Genomic DNA, 17920 nt, shown 5'->3' with positions numbered 1-17920 from the left:
TACTCCTAAAAGCTATTGGTTGGTACCTTTAATTATTTGATTTTAGAATGCGAAACAGCTTTCATGTTAGTTGTTGTCCGTTAGGCGCTATCTGAAATTAATAAATTTTTAAAATTTTATTTAGCAGCTAGAAACGAATAACGAGTAACAACGACCAACTGCTACGTCTTCAGCTTTTTCTTTTTAGCTGCCGGGAATAAAATGTTGTTTAGAATTAAGCGGTAACCCGGCGAATTTGGGTGCAAGGCCAGGTCGGTGGGTTCTTCGCCCACGTGGTGCTGGTAATCTTCCGGATCGTGGCCGCCGTAAAAAGTCCAGGTACCTTTGCCCAACGTACCGTGCATATAGCGCACTTCGTTCGCCGATTTGGTTTCGCCCATTACAATCACATCCGATTTAACTAATTGCTTTTTAAAAGCGGTAGTCTGGCCCATAAAACCTTTTACCGTTTTTTCGTGGTTTTGGGTAAGCATGGTAGGGATTGGGTCCCACTTGGCCGAAAAAGTAAATAATTGAAAAAAGTCGTTACTTTCCATTAAACCCCGTTCGTGCTGCTGGTTATCAATGTTAGAGAACTCCGGATCGTAGGGATTGCGGCTTATGATAAAATCTTTAAACGCAAATGTTTTGCTGTAATCCAGTTTTTGCTGGGCATTGGGATCGGCAGCATCGCCGTCAAACATGGCCTCTACAATATCAACACCGTTGGCGGCCAGGGCAATATCGTAGGTATCGGTGGCCGAACACATGGCAAACATAAAACCGCCGCCGGCGCAAAATTCTTTGATTTTATTTGCTACCGCTAATTTTAACTGAGATACTTTATTAAACCCATTTTTCTTGGCAGTGGCTTCAGATTCTTGTTGCTGGGCAATGTACCACGGGTAATTGCGGTAAGTCATGTAAAACTTGCCGTATTGCCCGGTAAAATCTTCGTGGTGCAAGTGCAGCCAATCGTACTTGGGTAACACGCCTTCCATTACTTCTTCGTCGTAAATAATGTCGTAAGGTATCTCGGCGTAAGTAAGTACCAGCGTAACGGCATCGTCCCAGGGTTGCTTGGTTTTAGGGGAGTATACGGCTACTTTCGGCACTTTTTCCAATTTCATAACATCCATGTTCGATTCCGGCGCCGCAATTTGCGCCAATATTTGATTGTATTGCGCATCCGAAATAACCTGGTAACTTACACCCCGCACTACCATTTCGTTTTCCAGCCGGGAACTGTGCGGAAAAGCAAAAGCCCCGCCTTTATAATTTAACAGCCAATCTACCTCCACCTGGTTTTTAAGCACCCAGTAAGCTAAACCATACGATTTTAAGTGATCTTTCTGGGTGGCATCCATGGGTATGAGCACCTGCGACGCCAAGCTTTTTAAGGCGATACCTAGTAACAGCACGCAAGTGCCTATAAACTTATTAATCATTTGCTTTCCGGAATATTAAACTAGTGTAACTTACACATTTTTACCTTATAAACGCGTACTTTTTCAGAAATTGCCCTTAATTTTAAACAAACTTACCTGAACTGGTTTTAACGATTAAAATTTAAAGGTGGGTTACTTAAATGTAGAAAACGCATGAATTTAATTGAAAATATTAAAGAAGGTTTACGCTCGATTCAAAGTAACCTGTTGCGCACGATTTTAACCGCTTTAATTGTATCCATCGGCATTATGTCGTTGGTGGGAATATTAACGGCGGTAGATTCTATAAAATACTCCATCGATCAAACGTTTTCTTCGTTAGGTGCCAACTCTTACGATATTGTGAGCAAAGGCTATACCAACCGGTACTCCGAAAATGGCCGGCAAGGCCGGATTTATCCGCCCATTACTTACTTGCAAGCCCGGCAGTACAAAGAACTTACCGGCGATAATGGCCGGGTAAGTTTATCGGCTTTTATTTCGGGCGCTACCATTGTTAAAAACGGTAACGTTAAAACCAACCCCAACATTAACGTACAGGCCGGCGACGAAAATTATTTGCTCAACGAAAACTACAACGTAGAAGTGGGCCGGCCATTTTCTAACAGTGAGTTAGAAAATGGTGCCAATGTAGCCATTGTGGGTAACGAAATCAGTGAAAAGTTATTTAAAGGAAAAAGCCCGGTGGGCCATTCCATATTTATGCTGGGGCGCCGGTTTAAAGTGGTGGGCCAATTAGAAAAAAGCGGCAATAACATGGGGGGCGGTGGCGCGGACCGCTTAATCATTATTCCTTTAGTTACCGGCAACCAAATGCCTCGCCAAAAAGCACTTACCTACGAAATTAAAACGGTAGTTTTATCAAAAGAAAGCTTGTTTTACGCCATGGCCGAATCTACGGGCATTATGCGGAAAGTACGGCGCGACCCACTGGGACAGGAAGATTCTTTTGAAATTAACCGCAGCGACTCCATGCTGAAATCCATGAACGAAATAACCGGTTATTTAAAAGTAGGCGGCGGCTTGGTTGGGTTTATTACATTGCTGGGTGCTTCTATTGGTTTAATGAACATTATGATGGTTTCGGTAACCGAACGTACCCGGGAAATCGGCGTCCGAAAAGCTTTGGGCGCTACTGCCAAACAAATCAGACAGCAATTTTTAATTGAAGCCATTGTGATCTGCTTTTTGGGCGGCATAGCCGGCGTACTTTTCGGGGTATTGATGGGCAATGCCGTTGCTTCTTTAATTGGGAATGGGGGCTTTATAGTGCCCTGGTTGTGGGTATTTGTGGGTTTAATGGTTTGCGTGGGCGTAGGCTTAATTTCGGGTTATTATCCCGCATTCCGGGCTTCGAAATTAGATCCCATTGAATCGCTGCGTTACGAATAGGTAGTGCATTACAGGTCTGTACCAGGTGCAGCGTTGTACTTGTCCTCAAACTTTTCGATGGAATCCAACACTTTCTCCGGGTGAACATCTTGTTCCAGTTCCGAGATTTCCGGATTATGCGATTCCAGAATGTCCATTTTTTTGGCGATTTGGCTGACCAAAGTAACTAAGCGGGTAATTTCGTGCTCGGCTAGTAAACTTACCTGTAAATCTAAATCCGCGCGTTTATCGGCCATGGCGGCCATCCGGTTCTGGCTAATCAGCACAAAAGTTGACAAGAAAATGGCCTCTACCGAAGCAAACATGGCCAAAACTACCAACGATGGATCAAAAGGTTTAACCGGAAATAACTTGGAATTCCACAAAATCCAGGTGCCAAATAAAACCAGGTGAATGATAACGAACAGCATGCTGCCGGCAAATTTTGTGACGCCATCCGCTAGTTTATCTTGCCAGGTTCGATTGGCGGCTTCATGCTGCCGGCGCTTTAAAAGCGCGTTTATGTTACGTTCTACAATTTGCGCCATCCCGGAGGTTGCCTGTTGAGGCGTCACCGGTCCTTTTTCTACACTCATGCAATTACTTGTTTGCTTTTAACTCATCTTACGGCAATCAAGCACATTGTTTATACTGAATTTTTAAAATTTTAGCCAATCTCACCAGATCAGGTTTGTTTTTAGGTGCTCCGGGAAAAGAAAAAATTTAAAAAATGCAGAACTTCTGATTTATACATACTTATTTATCAGAAGCTCTGCCGTAGGTATAATTTATAGAAATTAAGCGTTATAAATCTTTTTGTAATACTCATCGGCCATCCGGCCTGATTCGAAAGTGGGAATAATTTCGGTCATGCTGTTTTTTACCATCTGCTGCCATTTTTCCGGCTCATCGTAGTACATGGGCAAAATTACGTTTTCGAGCATGTCCAAAATATTGCTGTGGTCAAATTCATCCATTTCAAACTCGGTCATGTTGCCTTCGGCGGGCGGCACGATAAAACTGTTGTGCTCGTGTTGAGCAAATTCCGGAATCCAGCCGTCGGGTATCGAGAAATTTAAAGCACCGTTCATGGCCGCCGTCATGCCGCTGGTACCCGAAGCTTCTTTGCGGATGCGGGGGTTATTTAACCAAATATCGGCGCCACCTTTTAATAATTTAGATAGTTTTAATTCGTAGCCCACCATAACGGCGCAATTCGGAAACTTTTTAGATTCCTGCACCAAACGGTCGAAGGTGCCAATGGCGCCGTAATCCATGGGGTACGGCTTGCCCGCCCAGATTATTTGTACTGGGTATTGGGTGTTGGTTACCAACCGCTCGAAACGAGCCAAATCCCGGAGCAGCAAATCGGCCCGTTTGTAACCGGCAAAGCGGCGCGCCCACACAATGGTAATTACATTTTCTTTATAAATATCGCCTACCTGGTTGGCAACTTCTTCGAACAATTCTATTTTTAATTCTTTTTTTCTTTTCGATAGGCCTTCATTGTCGTTAGTTTTTAAGGTCTGGTACAATTGGCTGTCAGCCCAATAATTAAAATTTTGGGCATTGGTAACGTGTAAAATCGGGCAAATATCGGGGTAGGCATTCCACATTTGGCGGGCCACTTCGCCGTGCATTTCCGAAACCCCGTTGGCAATTTTGGCCATGCGCAAAGCCACCAGCGTATGATTAAATATTTCGCCCCATTCGCCGGTAATTTGCCGCACTTCTTCGAGCGGGGTACCGCAGAAGTAGCTCATTTTGTTTAATAAATGAATGTCGTTTTTTTCGTTACCGGCTTCTTCGGGGGTATGGGTGGTAAATACCACGCGTTTTTTAACTTCGGCTAAATTTTTAAATTTATTGTACAGGTAAAAAGCCGCGGGCAAAGGGTGGGCTTCGTTAAAATGATAGATTTCCGGGTTGTATTCGAGCAGGTCCAGCAGTTTGGCGCCCCCTACGCCCAGTAAAATACTGGCGCCAATTTTGCCAGCCGTATCGGAGTTGTACAGGTAATAAGAAGTGGTACGCGCCAGGTAATCATTCTCCGGTAAATCCGTAGAAAGAAAAAACATCGGCACCGTGTTAAACACTTCAGGAGCCAGGTAATAGGCGGCTACCGTAACCGGTGAGTTGTTGATATCAATTTGAAACCGAATACCCGTATCTTTTACGAAATAATACAGCTTTTCCTGAAACAATACGTTCATGGATTGGTCGGCTTTGCGAATCTGATCGTAATAACCAAACTTCCAGAGAATGCCCACGCCAATTAAGTTTTGTTGTAATTCGTGGGCGCTGCGCATGTGCGAGCCCGCCAAAAAGCCCAGGCCTCCGGAGTAAATTTTTAACGGCTGGTGAATGGCGAATTCCATGGAAAAATAAGCTACCCGGGTTTTATAAGCGCTAGCGTAGGTGGGCGAAGGTTGTAAATCAGCGAATGTCATAGAATAGGCCTTGGTTCTTAAAACGTTAGATTTTAAATTTTTAAAAAATAAATGCGCGCTTTTCTTTTAAGTGGCAGCAGTTACTTGTTAAATATAGATAAAGTAATTTAAAAGCAACCCTTAATTTTGAGTTTGCGAAAAACACCGAACACAATCAACCGAAAAGTTTAAATTACAGTTATTGTGCTTAAAAAAGATTAAAGTAAAAACGATACTTATTGGTACATGAAAACAGTAGTAAAAAGTTGGGGTTTAATGGCTTTGTTGGTAAGCCAAACTGCCTGCGACGACAAAATTCAGTCGCCGTTCAGCCAAAAGGAAAAATTTAAAAAAACACCTACCGAAGTAACGGTTACCCCCATTATTGAAGAAGCCTCCGGCATTGCCGATAGTAAAACAAACCCGGGTAAAATGTGGGTGCAGGAAGATAGTGGCCGCCCCAACCAACTTTACTTACTGGACCATAACGGAACAGTAGTAAAACAGATAACCATAAAAGGGGCCGTAAACCGCGATTGGGAAGAAATGGCTTTAAGCAACACGGATGTTTTTATTGGTGACATCGGCGACAACGACAGTAAATACCCGGAGTATACCATTTACCAGTTTGCCGAACCAGCCGCTACCGCCACCACCGTAGATAATGTAAAAAAGATAAAATTTAAATACCCCGATGGCTCGCACGATGCCGAAGCCTTTCTCGTGGACCCTACCACCCAGGACATTTACATTATAACCAAGCGCGATAGCCCGGGTAAGTTGTACCGCTTAACTGCTCCTTTTAATTATGCCGCGGTAAATACGGCTACGTTGGTAGGCACTACCAAATACAGTGGCATTGTAGCCGCGGCCATTTCGCCGGATGGCAAAGAATTATTACTAAAAACCTACACCAGCCTGTACTATTATGCCCGGCCAAATAACGAAACACTGGCCGACGCCTTGCAGCGGGATTTCACTAACCTGCCTTATAATATTGAGCCGCAAGGCGAAGCTATTACTTTTGCCACAGACAATTCCGGATTTTTTACCTTAAGCGAGAAAGGTTTAGCCCAGCAAGTAAAGCTTTACTTTTACGGACGCGAGTAAAAACCCGCCACTTATTTCGGCCAGTTTAAATTGGAAGTGTTTTGCTTAAATAGTATTTAACCGGAAGCTACGCAGGCAAAAATTTAAAAAATCACTTTGTTCGGCATTTTTTAACCGGTAAACTGCCACAGAAAAACAACTACTGCGCATTTAAATTCCGGTGTGAACACCATAAGGAGCAGTTGCGTACTTGTAAATTCATGAATAATTTAAAAAATGATACGGCTGGTTCGGTAGCCATTACCTTGAGCCAGGCTACTTTTACCCGCCAAAACCAAGTAGTTTTCTCTGACTTGAGTTGGCAATTTAAACCCGGCGAACAATGGGCCATTTACGGAGCCGTGGGGGCCGGTAAAACTACTTTCTTGTCGGCTCTAGCGGGGCAATTGCCTTTGCGGTCGGGTAATTATGAATTGAAGGTACGGGTAAATACGGACGCTGAACTGCAAACCGTGGATCGTTCTAGCTTCCGGGCGCATTCGGCCTTAATTACTTTTCAGCAGCAAAACTCCTTTTTTAATTACGAGCGGGCGTTTTACCAGCAACGCTACCAAAGTTTGGAAAGTGAAATTGCCATACCTACCGTGCGCGAAATACTTGCCAATGTAACCACAACCTGTACTTACGCCGAGATAGAAGAAATTATAGACCTGCTACAATTAAAAGAGTTATTGCCCGAGACCTTAATTAAACTATCCAATGGCCAAACCCGCAAGTTGCAAATTGCGCGGGCTTTGCTGCAAAAACCAAAACTACTCATCCTGGATAATCCTTTTACCGGTTTAGACGAAAAATCGCGACAGCAACTAAACGCTATTATTAACAATGTAATAAAGCAGGGCACGCAAATTTTACTGGCCACTAACCAACAGGAAATCCCCGAAAGCATTACCCAAGTGCTTTGGCTGGACGATTTTAAAATAAAAGCTGTCTTATCGCGCGCCGACTTTTTTAAAAAATTACAAACAGAGGGCGCCGCAAAGGATGAGAATTCGGATCAAAGCCAAGATTTACAATTAACTACTATACCTAAAGCAAAAATTGACTTTGCAACTGCCGTAAAGTTTGAAAACGTATTTGTGCGTTATCAGAATAAAACCATTCTGGAAAACATTTCCTGGACGGTGCAGAAAGGGGAGAAGTGGGCCTTAATCGGGCCTAACGGTTCGGGTAAAACCACCATTCTATCTTTAATTTATGCCGATAATCCGCAGGCTTTTGCGAATAAAATTTATTTGTTTGATAAACGGAAAGGCACCGGCGAAAGCATCTGGGATATTAAAAAACGCATGGGGTTTGTGTCGCCGGAGTTGCATTTGTATTTCCGGCAACCCTTATCGGGGCAGCAAGTAGCGGCCACCGGTTATACCGATACCCTAACCCGGCCTAAAACTTTAACTACCGAGCAGGAAGCGCAAATTCAGAATCATTTTGCTTTTTTTGACCGGTTAGATTTACTCACCAAACCATTCCTGCAAATGTCAGCGGGCGAACAACGATTGGTTTTACTTATCCGTTCGGTGCTTAAAAATCCGGCTTTGTTAATCTGGGACGAACCTTTACAGGGATTAAGCCGGGAGTACATCCAACGGGCTACCCAACTTTTAAAAAATTACTGCACCCCCGATACTACTTTAATTCTGGTATCGCATTACGCCGACGAAGTACCGCATTTTGTAAATAATTACTTTTACCTGAAAGAAGGACGGTTAGACCGGATGATGCAATACCCCATAGAGGAAGAAACAATCGCCTGATTTTAATAAAATGTAGGTAAAAGCTTCTTGCCAAAAGTTAAACTTTATGTTATAAATCAGGTTATTAGGTTAGAAATAAAGCGGATTAGATTGCTGAATTTTGAGAAGCGTTACGTTTTAAGATTTTCTGGAATAATATATTTATAAACCCACAATTGCAGCAGCGAGTACATTCAAATTTTTAAATTTTTTGGGATGCGGCGTACTTTAAGTAACCAGTTTAAGCGAGTTTGGGTTGTTGTGGGACTACTTTCGGTCGGGTTAACGCAAGAAACCTTTTCCCAAAACTATTTCGGCATTAAGTACTTTGGTTTAAGCCTGCATCCCAAAGGAGACCCTAATGCACCGTTAATGCCCCTTAACCCCGATAATAAAGGGTATTTTGTTTTTAACTTAGGCGGCATGGCCTCCTACGAAAGCTTTATAAAACCAGATAAATTTTCGGTGAAAGGCATTCAGGCGCTTTATACCGATTGTGCAGCGCTCCTGGGTGGGTTTACGCACATTGGTTTCCGGGCCATGATTTTTAAAAATAAGCGACACGAGCTGAGTGGGGGCATGGGGCCCACCTTTATCTACCGCCGCAACTGGTATAGTTTGCCTGGCTACCAGGATTCGGGTTTTTTTAACGGAAAACCGGATGCTAAATGGCAGTATAAGTTTATTCCGTACGCCGGCGAGCTGGAGTACAATTACCAACTAACCGATAAACTGGATTTCTCGACTACCTTTGTGCCCGGCTATCCCAGCTTAATCAGTTTATCTTTTGGGGTACGTTTTCGGTTACATAAAGAACGGGAGAAACAGCCTGTAATTCCGGAAACTCCGGTATCTGCGTTACCGGTACTCACTAATTAATGCTGATATACTTCCGCGTATACTTCTTCGGCCTCCATTAAACCTGCCGCGTTTACCCCGGTTAAACGAACCCGTTTTAACTCATTTACCAGAATAGGATCATATTTCACCTGTACCCGCAAATAATTATTGGTAAAGCCTTCCATCAGGCCATTGGTTACATCGGCCTCAAACAATACGGTAGTTTCGTAACCCACGTGTTGTTCGTAGAAAAAGCGCTTTTTCTTTTCAGATAAAATGCGCAACATATTGGCTCGCCGGTTTCTTTCGCCTAAGGGCACGCTGCCTTGCAAGTTGATGGCTTTGGTATTTTGCCGCTCCGAATACGGAAAAACGTGCAGGTAACTAATATTGAGTTCGTTTAAAAAATTATAGGTATCGATAAAATCTTCATCGGTTTCGCCCGGAAAACCCACGATTACATCTACGCCAATGCAGGCGTGCGGCATTACTTTTTTAATTTCCATTACCCGCTCGCGGTATAATTCCCGCTGGTAGCGCCGCCGCATTAATTTTAAAATTTTGTTCGATCCGGATTGCAAGGGAATATGAAAATGCGGCACAAACCGTTGCGATTGCGCCACAAAACGGATAATCTCGTTGGTTAATAAATTAGGTTCAATGGAAGAAATCCGGAACCGGTCGATTTGGGTAACTTCGTGATCTAGTTGTTGGATTAAGTGGTAAAATGTTTGCTGGCGGCCTTGCCCCGGCAAAATGCCGAAATCGCCGAGGTTTACGCCGGTTAACACAATTTCTTTAACGCCAGATGCCGCAATTTCCTGGGCCGAATTTACTACTGAACTAATGGTTTGGCTCCGGCTCTTGCCCCGAGCCAGTGGTATGGTGCAAAAAGAACAGGAATAATCGCAGCCATCCTGCACTTTTAAAAAAGTACGCGTTCTATCGCCAATGGAGTAAGCATTATGAAACGTATTGGCTTCCGAAATAGCGCTTGCGTGTACTTGTGGCTTGTCTTTTTTTACAAAACCGTCCAGAATATCTACTAACTGAAATTTTTCGGCAGCGCCTAATACGGCATCTACTCCCGGAATATTCGAGATTTCTTCGGGCTTTAACTGGGCGTAACAGCCCACAATGGTAATAAAAGCGTCCGGAGAATGCTTTAAAGCTTCTTTAACTACTTTCCGGCATTTTTTATCGGCGTTGTCGGTAACCGAACAGGTATTAATTACATAGATATCCGCACGGTCTTCAAAATTCACTTTTTCAAAACCGCGCTCCTGAAAAATCCGGGAAATAGACGACGTTTCCGAGAAATTCAGTTTACATCCCAACGTATAGAAGGCCACTTTTTTCATTGCGCCGCAAAGGTACTTATTTTAGATGACAGACCCTAGTTTACGGAGTACATTTATCTAAACCTTTGATGTTTAGAGATGGTTTGTATTTTGAATTTTCGTGTTTTTTGTACTGGAGTTAGCATTATAATGATATAATTATCTTTTACTTCGTTGCGGCTGATGCTGGTTTATTCTCACACTATGGCGCGGATTTACTTCTGTGCCTTACGATTTATAAAGTGGATTATCGTTCGCATAGCTGCTGTACCAGCTTTGATGGCTTACTGGAGTTGTTTCATTGCTCGCTTCTTGTTCTTTTTGTCTTGATACAAAAAGAACCAAAAAAATCAAGACGCTAAAAACTCGCTGAACGCTCGAACAGTTTAGCGTCGTTCTTTGCACCTGGCTCAAGCTATTTGTTGCATGGGTGGCTTGTAAAATTTTAAATTTTAAAATTTTACTTTTTTAGTATTTCATAAAAAGCTGTTCTTTAGAATAGGAAACAAGAAACCTCTTGGGGGTAAAGGTTTGTCTAACTTCTAAGCACAAAACAAAATAGTAATGTGGTCTATGATCTGTTGTCTATAAATTACAGAATATGAGTTATCGACTATGGACTATGGACTATGACTAAAAACTAAAGACTATTTATCAATATAATCGCCGAAAGAAAGCTGCATGTAGGCTTTGCCGGTGGTGATTTGTTGTTCTGGAACGCCTGGGTCTTGGGTAATTACTTTTTTGGCGATGTTATCGTAGGTTACTACGCCCGCTGGCGTTACAAAGCCGAAGCCATCGTTAAACACGTAAAAGGCAAATGGTTTAGACGCGGGATTTAATAAATCTTTGCCCCACTTAAACTGCTCTGCCGGCAATTGCAATTGCTGCAAAACGGTGGGTACAATATCGGTTTGCGAACCAATTAAGGTGTTAGCCGGATATGCTTGTTTCAGGGCTCCGCCGGTAAGTAAAAAAGGAATCCGGAATTTACTGGATTTATAATTTGGGTCGTCGTTCGGAAAGCGGTGGCCATGATCCGCAGCCATTACGATTAAAGTATTAGCCCACCAAGATTGTTTTTTAGCTTCGCGTATAAATTTGCCGATGGCCCAATCGGTGTAATACATCGAATTTTTAAAAAGGGTAGCCTCATCTGTTCCCGGAAATTTAGCCGGTATCGGAATATCATAAGGTTCGTGGCTGCTCAGGGTAAATAAAGTAGAGAAAAAAGGTTGTTTTTCGGTTTTTAAATCAGATAACCACCTTTCTAATAATACGTGGTCGTGTACGCCCCATTTAGAGTTATAATCACCGGAATTAAAATCAAATTTACTTACCAGCTTTTCGTAACCGGCATTTAACAAATAAGATTTAATATTAGCAAAAGCCAGTTCGCCGCCATAATAATAACTGGTGGTGTACCCTTGCGCCTTCATTATAAGATTTAAATGTGGCAAGTGTTCGGTTTTGCGCGGCAGTTTTATAATAGAGGTAGTAGTTTGCACCGGATAACCACTTAGTAAAGCCACCAAACCTTTTTCGCTACGGTCGCCGCTGGCATAAATATTTTTAAAAAGTAAGCCTTGTTGCGCCAGCGAGTCCAGGTTGGGCGTAACCCCAGGTTCGCCGCCTAAGCAACCCACTAGTTTACCCGTATAACTTTCCAGAATAATAAATAAAACGTTCGGCCGGTTTACTTTTAAAATAGAAGGAGATAAATCTTTATCGGTAGCCGGCAGCGCGTACAGCGAATCCACCAGATTTTTAGCCAGCCTAGGCTCCAGGTAATTGTAAGGGTTTTTAGTAGATACCAGATTGCGCTTGTTCAAAGAGTACAAAACGTTCCAGGGTACATTCACTGCTGCGTGGTTGGCGAATAATTTATTAGAAAAATAAACATCGCTTTGGTTTAGCGGAATATGTTGTAAGCCGCCGCGCATGGGCACAATAAGCACCAGCAAGCACCAAGCCGCCATTATTTTAGATTTTATAGAAGCTTGCTCCGGCGAATTTGCCTGTAAATGAGGTTTAACTATCCGGAGGTAAACAAAAATTAAAAAGGCGATTAGTAAAACCAGCAAGCCGGAAAGTAAAAAAATAGGCGTAGCAGCTACCGAAGCCATCATTTCGCCGGGCGTATTCAGGTATTGCAGGGGAGTAGCATCTAACCGAAATCCCCAAGCTTTGTACAGTTCCAGGTCGGCGAGGCATATAATAGAAGTAAGTACGATAATGAGCAGCGTATAAATAGTTACTGCTTTGCTCAGGTTGATGCTTTTTTCAAAAGTTTCCAGCAAAAAACAAAAAAAAGGCAAAATGCACAGGTACGCCGCAAAAGAAGCATCCATGCGCAACCCATTAACAAAAATTTTTAAAATTTCAACAGGATTCAGGTCAGCGGTTTGGGTGTGTTGGTACGCTAAAAATAAAGCTTTAATAATTAGGCCAACAAACAGCCAGAAACCATAATACAGGGCAGGTCGGAGGTAAGCTTGTTTCACTTAGCAAATATATATTTAATTTAAATTCACCGGAGAAACTTGTTTATTGTTAAAATTGAAAAAACGATGTTAAAATTATCTGTTAACCTTTAAAAACAGTAATTTTTAAAAAAATACTCTTTGATTTAAAGCAATGTGTTAACATATTTCTATCATTTTTAAAAAAAAATGTTTAAAATTTTAATCGATGCATTTTGAGGGAAAAGATTAATTATTACCTTTGACCATATCATAAACCTTTAATCAAACTATGGCCGTACTTCGTTTTAAAGCGCTAGAACTGGTTGATCACCGCAAACCAGTTGATGTACCACTAACCACTCAAAAAATTTCTGAATACTTTGGTAAGAACGTTTTTGGCATGGAAGCCATGCGTACTACCATGTCTGGTGAGTATTTTAAAAAACTGGTTGCTTCTATTAAACATGGCACCAAAGTAGACCGCGCCGTAGCCGATGCGGTTGCTGCCGCTATGAAAACCTGGGCTTTATCTAAGGGTGCTACGCATTACACCCACTGGTTTCAGCCACTAACCGGCGCCACTGCCGAAAAACACGATTCTTTCTTTGATTTAAATAACGATGGCCAAGCCATCGAAAACTTTAAAGGTTCGGCTTTAGTACAGCAAGAACCGGATGCTTCTTCTTTCCCGAACGGTGGTATCCGGAATACCTTCGAAGCCCGCGGTTATACTGCCTGGGACCCAACTTCTCCGGCATTTATCATGGAAACTTATGGTGCTAAAACCTTATGTATTCCTACGGTATTTGTTGCTTACACCGGCGAAGCTTTAGATTACAAAACGCCTTTACTTAAATCTTTAACTTTCCTGGATCAGGCAGCAGTAGAGGTTTGCCAGTACTTCGATAAAGATGTTACCCGGGTAACAGCTACATTAGGTATTGAGCAAGAATACTTCTTAGTAGATAAAGCTTTGTACGAAGCGCGTCCGGACTTAGTAATGACAGGTCGTACTTTGTTTGGCCACGCGCCAGCGAAAGGTCAGCAGCTCGAAGATCATTATTTTGGTTCTATTCCGCCGCGGGTACACGCCTTTATGGTTGATTTTGAGCAGGAAGCTTTAAAATTAGGTATTCCGTTGCGTACCCGCCACAACGAGGTAGCTCCGAACCAATTTGAGTGCGCTCCTACTTTTGAAGATGCCAACTTAGCCGTTGACCACAACCAGTTATTAATGGATGTGATGAGCAAAGTAGCGGAGCGTCACAACTTTAAAGCTTTATTGCACGAAAAGCCGTTTAAAGGCGTAAATGGTAGCGGTAAGCACAACAACTGGGCAATTTCTACCGATACCGGCGTAAACTTATTAAGCCCCGGCAAACGGCCAAAAGAGAATTTGCAATTCTTAGCGTTTTTTGCTTCCACCATTATGGCGGTTTACAAGCACGCTGACTTAATGCGTTCTTCTATTGCTTCGGCTAACAACGACCACCGTTTAGGTGCCAATGAAGCGCCACCCGCTATTATGTCGGTGTTTATTGGTTCGCAGTTAGATGCCGTATTAAACGAACTGGAAAACAACTCGCAAATTTCTATTGATAAAGGTGATAACCTGTACCTGAAATTAGGTATCGATAAAATCCCTGAAATCTTATTAGATAACACCGACCGTAACCGTACTTCGCCGTTTGCTTTTACCGGTAACAAGTTTGAGTTCCGGGCAGTTGGTTCTTCTGCCAACAGTTCTTCTGCAATGACCGTTCTTAATTCCATTGTGGCTGATCAACTAATTGACTTTAAAAAGAAAGTTGACGCCTTAATTGATAAAGGCAAGAAAAAAGAAGTAGCTATTGTGGAGATCATCCGCGAGTACATTAAAGCTTCTAAAGCGATCCGTTTCGAAGGCAATGGTTATTCACAAGACTGGGAAGATGAAGCCGCCAGCCGTGGTTTATCTAACGTACGTACCACCCCACAAGCTTTAGACTTTTTAGTAAGCCCTACTTCAGAAGATTTATTTATCCGGAATGGTATTTTCTCGAAAGTAGAATTACACGCCCGTCACGAAATTTTATTGGAAGAATACACCAAGAAAATTCAGATAGAGGCCCGGGTGTTAGGCGATTTAGCCAATAACCACGTAATTCCTACGGCAGTAGCTTATCAGAACAAATTAATTAATAACATTAAAGGTTTACGCGAACTAGGTTTAGATCAAGGCGAGTATACTGAATCAACCATTGAATCCATTAAATTTATTTCGAAACACATTAACATTATTAAAAAGAATGTGGAAGAAATGATTGAAGCGCGTAAAGTGGCCAACAAAATTGAAGATGCCCGCGAACGTGCCATTAATTACTGCGATGTGGTTCGGGCTTACTTTGATGTAATCCGTTACAGCGTAGATAAATTGGAACTAATGGTAGACGACGAAGACTGGCCTTTAGTTAAATACCGCGAAATGTTGTTCAAACATTAATTTATACAAACCCATAATAAAACAAGAAAGGCGCTGAAATCAGCGCCTTTCTTGTTTTTAAAAAAAATCATATTTTTAAAATTTAAAAATTAAGCCGCCGCCGCATTATTATCTTTTTTAAAAAAGTTTTTAAGCGCATTTATCTGGGGCACAATTTTGCTATGGTTAATCTGGGTAAGCCAAGTTTGTATATCGGTATTTTTAAGTACTTTTTTACTTACTCCTTTTAATAATACCGGCACCAATAAAGTAGCAATATTTACCGCTAAACCACCCGGAATACCTAAACGTAAAATTAAACGAGCGGCAACTTTCTGAATAATTTTATCAAAAAGCAAATTTTTACCGTGCCGTACCGATTGGTCCACCAGAAATTGCAATACAACTTTATATTGGCCATTTTTAATTTCGGCTTGTAATTCTTCTTTAATAGCGCTTTTGGTTAATGTCAGAATATCTAACACTTGCTGGCTCTTCATACCAAAAGCCTCTGCTTGCTGAAATATTTTACCCCGCCAATTAGCCCGGGAATGAAGTGGATCCATGTTCTTTAAAATCAAAAAATTAAAAATTAATACTTAAGTTAAAACAATTAAACGGTTAATAAGATTTATTATTAAGTTTTTTAAAATAATTAATGCCTTGTGTTAAATCGAGGAGTAACTAGTAATTTTGTGCATCCGGACACTAAGCTGCCCGGAAGTTTGTTTTAAAGAAAAACACCCGCATTTAACATGAATAATACGTATTGCCGCAGCTTAACGGAATACCTTCGTCGGCAAACTCGCGAAGTTTACATTGGAGAAATACCCTTGGGCGGAAATAACCCCATCCGGGTGCAATCCATGACTACCTTCGACACCATGGATACCTTAGGTTCGGTGGAGCAAACCATCCGGATGGTAGAAGCCGGTTGCGAGTACGTGCGGATTACCGCCCCAAGCGTGAAAGAAGCCGAAAATTTAAAAAATATTAAAGCCGAACTTCGCCGCCGCGGCTATCAGGTGCCTTTAATTGCCGATATTCACTTTACCCCGAACGCAGCCGAATTAGCGGCCCGTATTGTAGAAAAAGTGCGGATTAACCCGGGTAACTACGCCGACAAAAAAAGATTTGAAATAATTGAATATACCGATGCTACTTACCAGGCCGAACTGGACCGGATCCGGGAACGGTTTATTCCGCTGGTAAAAATTTGTAAAGAATATGGCACCGCCATGCGTATCGGTACCAATCACGGTTCTTTATCTGATCGGATATTAAGTCGCTACGGCGATACTCCCCTGGGAATGGTAGAAAGTGCCCTGGAGTTTCTCCGGATCTGCGAAGATTTAAATTACTACGACATTGTGCTTTCCATGAAGGCCAGCAATACCCAGGTAATGGTGCAGGCCTACCGGTTATTGGCGCAAAAACTGGAAGAAGAAGGTTTGCAGCCTTATCCTTTTCATTTGGGGGTAACAGAAGCCGGCGAAGGAGAAGATGGCCGGATAAAATCAGCGGTAGGTATTGGTACCTTGCTGGAAGATGGCATTGGCGATACGGTACGGGTATCTTTAACGGAAGCCCCGGAATTTGAAGCTCCGGTTGCCCGGTTATTAATTGACCGTTACGCTGACCGGGCCGGACACCAGCCTATTAAACCTGTTTGCCAGGTACCCCTTAATCCGTTTGCCTACTCCCGCCGCGAAACCCAGGAAGTTGGAAATATAGGCGGGCAAAATGTGCCCCGGGTAGTGGCCGACTTAAGCCGCTTAACCAACATCCAATACGCCGACCTGAAATGCGTAGGCCATTTATACTCCATGTTGCTGGATAAGTTTAACATGAACGATTTAGGGGCGGACTACATCTATACCGGCCAAAACCCTATTTCTTTTATGCTCCCCAATGGCTTAAAGGAGATTGTTGATTATCCGGTGTGGTTATCAGCCTTAAACCGATTGGATCGCTACCCTTGCATGCGGGCTAAGGAGTATGTAAATAATCCGGAACAACATCCGGAAGTTAATTTTGTATTGGTTACCATTAATGATTTAACTGAGCCTTTTCTTTACAAACTCCGGGCAGATTCTTCTGTTGTTTTAATGATAGAAACAACTAATGCCCATGCCATGGCTGAATTGCGTAAATGCTTTTTCCGGTTAATGAACAATGGCTTGCAAACGCCAGTAATTATAAAAAGAAGTTTCCCGAAACAGTTGGCAGAGCAAACCCAGTTATACGCCTCCACAGATGTTGGTGGTTTGTTGATAGATGGTTTGGGTGACGGCGTTTTACTAAGTACGGAGCTTTTAGTTGATAAACCGAAACCAGAATGGTTGCACGAAATTGATCAGTTAAACCGCTTATCGTTTGGTATTTTGCAGGCCGCCCGTACCCGCATGAGCAAAACCGAATACATTTCTTGCCCGAGTTGCGGCCGCACTTTGTTTGATTTACAAGAAACAACTGCCATGATCCGGAAGCGGACTGACCATTTAAAAGGAGTAAAGATAGGTATTATGGGCTGTATTGTAAACGGCCCAGGCGAAATGGCTGATGCAGACTACGGTTACGTAGGCGTGGGTAAAGGAAAAATAGCTTTATACCGCGGCCAGAGTGTAATTAAAAAATCAGTGCCGGAAGATGCCGCTGTAGATGAGCTTATTGAATTAATAAAAGAAGATAACCGTTGGGTAGAACCCGCAACTATACCCGTAGAACTTACCTCATAAAAT

General features: G+C 42.4%; 12 protein-coding genes. 6 read left to right on the top strand and 6 right to left on the bottom strand.

From position 1 onward, the window contains the following. Nucleotides 1-161: 161 nt before the first annotated feature. Nucleotides 162-1427 carry an asparagine synthetase B gene (locus HUW51_RS21865; RefSeq protein ID WP_185271727.1) on the bottom strand — a complete coding sequence of 422 codons (1266 nt, stop codon included), beginning with the start codon at nucleotides 1425-1427 and terminating at the stop codon, nucleotides 162-164. A 153-nt stretch (nucleotides 1428-1580) separates the two neighbouring features. Here HUW51_RS21865 and HUW51_RS21860 point away from each other — a divergent pair, with 153 nt between their 5' ends. Then, nucleotides 1581-2819 (top strand): ABC transporter permease, encoded by a 1239-nt coding sequence (locus tag HUW51_RS21860; protein WP_185271726.1) that lies wholly within the window; start codon nucleotides 1581-1583, stop codon nucleotides 2817-2819. Nucleotides 2820-2827: 8 nt separating this feature from the next. Here HUW51_RS21860 and HUW51_RS21855 read toward each other — a convergent pair whose 3' ends face one another. Both HUW51_RS21855 and glgP read right to left on the bottom strand, forming a co-directional pair. Then, complete coding sequence (locus tag HUW51_RS21855; protein ID WP_185271725.1) at nucleotides 2828-3394, bottom strand: DUF1003 domain-containing protein; 567 nt, start codon at nucleotides 3392-3394, stop codon at nucleotides 2828-2830. Between the two features lie 201 nt (nucleotides 3395-3595). Further along, nucleotides 3596-5248, bottom strand: coding sequence for an alpha-glucan family phosphorylase (glgP, locus tag HUW51_RS21850; protein WP_185271724.1), 1653 nt, complete (start codon nucleotides 5246-5248; stop codon nucleotides 3596-3598). Between the two features lie 225 nt (nucleotides 5249-5473). Between glgP and HUW51_RS21845 the strand changes: the two genes are divergently transcribed. The 3 genes from HUW51_RS21845 (at nucleotide 5474) to HUW51_RS21835 (ending at nucleotide 8952) form a co-directional block, all read left to right on the top strand. Next, nucleotides 5474-6337 (top strand): hypothetical protein, encoded by an 864-nt coding sequence (locus HUW51_RS21845; protein WP_185271723.1) that lies wholly within the window; start codon nucleotides 5474-5476, stop codon nucleotides 6335-6337. A 200-nt stretch (nucleotides 6338-6537) separates the two neighbouring features. Further along, nucleotides 6538-8094: an ATP-binding cassette domain-containing protein gene (locus HUW51_RS21840; protein WP_185271722.1), complete on the top strand. Its 1557-nt coding sequence runs from the start codon at nucleotides 6538-6540 to the stop codon at nucleotides 8092-8094. Nucleotides 8095-8289: 195 nt separating this feature from the next. Continuing rightward, the gene (locus HUW51_RS21835; RefSeq protein ID WP_228466823.1) at nucleotides 8290-8952 is read left to right on the top strand and encodes a hypothetical protein; all 663 of its coding nucleotides are present in this window, start codon (nucleotides 8290-8292) and stop codon (nucleotides 8950-8952) included. Here HUW51_RS21835 and mtaB read toward each other — a convergent pair. Next, a complete protein-coding gene (mtaB, locus tag HUW51_RS21830) occupies nucleotides 8949-10274 on the bottom strand; it encodes a tRNA (N(6)-L-threonylcarbamoyladenosine(37)-C(2))-methylthiotransferase MtaB (RefSeq protein WP_185271720.1) in 1326 nt (441 codons plus the stop codon). The genes HUW51_RS21835 and mtaB overlap by 4 nt on opposite strands. A 626-nt stretch (nucleotides 10275-10900) precedes the next feature. Then, the gene (locus HUW51_RS21825; RefSeq protein WP_185271719.1) at nucleotides 10901-12757 is read right to left on the bottom strand and encodes an LTA synthase family protein; all 1857 of its coding nucleotides are present in this window, start codon (nucleotides 12755-12757) and stop codon (nucleotides 10901-10903) included. Between the two features lie 250 nt (nucleotides 12758-13007). Between HUW51_RS21825 and HUW51_RS21820 the strand changes: the two genes are divergently transcribed. Further along, on the top strand, nucleotides 13008-15200 hold the full coding sequence (locus HUW51_RS21820; protein ID WP_185271718.1) for a glutamine synthetase III family protein: 2193 nt from the start codon (nucleotides 13008-13010) through the stop codon (nucleotides 15198-15200). Between the two features lie 89 nt (nucleotides 15201-15289). Here the strand turns inward: HUW51_RS21820 and HUW51_RS21815 are convergent, their stop codons facing one another. Beyond that, nucleotides 15290-15745, bottom strand: a complete 456-nt coding sequence (locus tag HUW51_RS21815) for a hypothetical protein (RefSeq protein ID WP_185271717.1) — start codon at nucleotides 15743-15745, stop codon at nucleotides 15290-15292. A gap of 189 nt (nucleotides 15746-15934) precedes the next feature. Between HUW51_RS21815 and ispG the strand changes: the two genes are divergently transcribed. After that, nucleotides 15935-17917: a (E)-4-hydroxy-3-methylbut-2-enyl-diphosphate synthase gene (gene ispG / locus HUW51_RS21810; RefSeq protein ID WP_185271716.1), complete on the top strand. Its 1983-nt coding sequence runs from the start codon at nucleotides 15935-15937 to the stop codon at nucleotides 17915-17917. Nucleotides 17918-17920 lie beyond the last annotated feature (3 nt).

Source organism: Adhaeribacter swui (assembly GCF_014217805.1).
GTDB classification, from domain to species: Bacteria; Bacteroidota; Bacteroidia; order Cytophagales; family Hymenobacteraceae; genus Adhaeribacter; species Adhaeribacter swui.
The sequence above is the reverse complement of the archived record's forward strand: the minus strand, read 5'-3'. Positions and strand labels throughout refer to the sequence as shown.